This window comes from Mesorhizobium sp. M7A.F.Ca.CA.002.09.1.1 (genome assembly GCF_003998555.1).
GTDB classification, from domain to species: domain Bacteria; phylum Pseudomonadota; class Alphaproteobacteria; order Rhizobiales; family Rhizobiaceae; genus Mesorhizobium; species Mesorhizobium ciceri.
Genome location: NZ_RZRR01000664.1, coordinates 1 through 3,233 on the forward strand (window position 1 = coordinate 1; position 3,233 = coordinate 3,233).

Below are 3,233 nucleotides of genomic sequence, written 5' to 3' on the forward strand. Positions count from 1 at the left end.
GGCGCACGGCGTGCTGCGCAACAGCCTCGAGGTCGGCGGCGAATACATGTTCCGCATGCGCGGCGAGGCGCATATCTGGTCGCCAGATGCTGTCGCCACCTTGCAGCACGCCGTGCGCCAGGGATCGTGGGAAACCTTCAAGGACTATTCCGCCCAGATCGACAGCGAGACGGCCCGCGCCCAGACCATTCGCGGCCTGTTCAAGCTCAAGCTGGCCGGGGAAACCGGCCGCAAGAAGGTGGCGCTCGACGACGTCATGCCGGCGGCCGACATCGTCAAGCGGTTCTCGACCGGAGCGATGTCGTTCGGCTCGATCTCGCGCGAAGCGCACACGACGCTGGCGCGCGCGATGAACCAGATCGGCGGCAAGTCGAACACCGGCGAGGGCGGCGAAGAGGCCGACCGCTATCTGCCGCTGCCGGGCGGCGGCAAGAACCCGGAACGCTCGGCGATCAAGCAGATCGCCTCGGGACGTTTCGGCGTCACGGCCGAATACCTCGTCAACTCCGACATGATGCAGATCAAGGTGGCGCAGGGTGCCAAGCCCGGCGAGGGCGGTCAGCTGCCCGGCCACAAGGTCGACGCCACCATCGCCAAGGTCCGGCATTCGACGCCGGGCGTCGGCCTGATCTCGCCGCCGCCGCATCACGACATCTATTCGATCGAGGATCTGGCACAGCTGATCTACGACCTGAAGAACGTCAATCCGGCAGCCGACGTGTCGGTCAAGCTGGTGTCGGAAGTCGGCGTCGGCACGGTTGCGGCGGGCGTCGCCAAGGCGCGCGCCGACCACATCACAATTTCGGGCTATGATGGCGGCACCGGTGCCTCGCCGCTGACGTCGCTCAAGCATGCCGGCAGCCCGTGGGAAATGGGCCTTGCCGAGACACACCAGACGCTGGTGCTGAACGGCTTGCGGTCGCGCGTTGCGCTGCAGGTCGATGGTGGCTTGCGCACAGGGCGCGACGTCATCATCGGCGCGCTGCTCGGCGCCGACGAGTTCGGCTTCTCGACCGCACCGCTGATCGCGGCCGGCTGCATCATGATGCGCAAATGCCATCTCAACACCTGTCCGGTCGGCGTCGCGACGCAGGATCCGGTGCTGCGCAAGCGCTTCAAGGGCACGCCCGAGCATGTCATCAACTTCTTCTTCTACGTCGCGGAAGAGGTGAGGGAGCTGCTCGCCGAGATGGGCTACACCCATATCGACCAGATCATCGGCGACACCGATCTTCTGGAAAAGCGCGACCTGATCGTGCACTGGAAGGCGCGCGGGCTCGATTTCTCGAAGATGTTCTTCAAGCCGGATGCGCCGCATGAAGCGGTGCACTGGACCGAGCGGCAGAAGCACCCGATCGACGACGTGCTCGACCGCAAGCTGATCGAACTGGCCAAGCCGGCGCTCGAGAGCAAGCTGCCGGTCAAGATCGAGGTCGATATCCGCAATGTCGACCGCTCCGCGGGCGCCATGCTGTCGGGCGAAGTGGCCAAGCGCTTCAAGCACAAGGGCCTGCGCGAGGATACGATATCGGTGAAGCTGACCGGCACTGCCGGCCAGTCCTTTGGCGCCTTCCTGGCGCGCGGCATCTCGTTCGAGCTTGTCGGCGCCGGCAACGACTATGTCGGCAAGGGCCTGTCGGGCGGCCGCATCGTCATTCGGCCGCCGGAAGAGGCCAAGATCGTCGCGGCTGAATCCATCATCGTCGGCAACACGGTGCTCTATGGCGCAACCGAGGGCGAAGCCTATTTCGCCGGCGTCGCCGGCGAGCGTTTCGCCGTGCGCAATTCGGGCGTCGCCGCCGTCGTCGAAGGCGTCGGCGATCATGGCTGCGAGTACATGACTGGCGGCATCGTCGTCGTCATCGGCAAGACCGGCCGCAACTTCGCCGCCGGCATGTCTGGCGGCGTCGCCTACGTGCTCGACGAGGCGGGCGATTTCGCCGAGCGCTGCAACATGGCGATGGTCGAGCTGGAGCCGGTTCCGGAAGAAGACGATCTGATGGAAAGGCTGCTGCACCATGGCGGCGACCTCGACCACAAGGGCCGCGTCGACGTCTCCGGCGACATGACCAGCCATGACGAGGAGCGGCTCTACCAGCTGATCTCGAACCATGTGCACTACACCGGGTCGGTACGTGGTCGCGAGATTCTCGACGACTGGGCGACGTTCCGGCCGAAGTTCCGCAAGATCATGCCGGTCGAATACCGCCGCGCCCTGATCGAGATGGAACGCATGCGCATGGGCGTTGCGGCGGAATAGGCTTTGCAATGGCCGGGGAGCCCAGGCTTCCCGGCCCATCTTCATCGACAGTTTGACCTCCGGCGCAAGGTTGCCATGGCTGCCTCAAGGGGTTAACGGGTGCGGCGAAAACCGCACCATCTGGACAGCAGGAACTGGACTATGGGCAAGGTAACAGGCTTTCTCGAAATCGACCGGCAGGTGCACAAGTACCAGCCGGCCTCCGACCGCATCCGGCATTTCCGCGAGTTCACGCTGCCGATGTCTGACAAGGAGGTCGAGAAACAGGCCGCGCGCTGCATGGATTGCGGCATTCCGTTCTGCCACGGGCCGACCGGCTGCCCGATCCACAACCAGATTCCAGACTGGAACGACCTCGTCTACAATGGCGACTGGGACAACGCGATCCGCAACCTGCATTCGACCAACAATTTCCCGGAGTTCACCGGCCGCATCTGCCCGGCGCCCTGCGAGGAAGCCTGCACGCTGAACCTCGAGGACATTCCCGTCGCCATCAAGACGGTCGAGCAGGCGATCGCCGACAAGGCCTATGAAACCGGCCATATCAGGCCCTATCCGCCGGAGAAGAAGACCGGCAAGCGGGTCGCCGTCATCGGCTCCGGCCCGGCCGGCATGGCGGCTGCCCAGCAGCTTGGCCGCGCCGGTCACGACGTCCATGTCTACGAGCGCGAAAGCCGGCCCGGCGGGCTGATGCGCTACGGTATTCCCGACTTCAAGATCGAGAAGCACTATATCGACCGGCGCATCGAGCAGATGCAGGGCGAGGGCGTGACCTTCCATTGCGGCGTCAATGTCGGGGTCGACAAGCCGGTCGCCGAACTGCTCGCCGAACATGATGCCGTGCTCTATTGCGGCGGTTCCGAAACGCCGCGCGCGGCCGGTATTCCCGGCGACGATCTCGGCGGCGTGCATGACGCGATGCCCTATCTGGTGCAGCAGAACAGGCGGGTCGGCGGCGAACCGATCCAGTCGG

General features: G+C 65.0%; 2 protein-coding genes. Both read left to right on the top strand.

The genetic code is table 11. The features are described 5' to 3' along the window. Window positions 1-2,260 (top strand): glutamate synthase-related protein (locus EN994_RS24075; RefSeq protein WP_245466072.1); only part of this gene is annotated, 2,260 nt, incomplete at its 5' end. A gap of 141 nt (window positions 2,261-2,401) precedes the next feature. Continuing rightward, window positions 2,402-3,233 (top strand): glutamate synthase subunit beta (locus EN994_RS24080; RefSeq protein ID WP_164746128.1); only part of this gene is annotated, 832 nt, incomplete at its 3' end.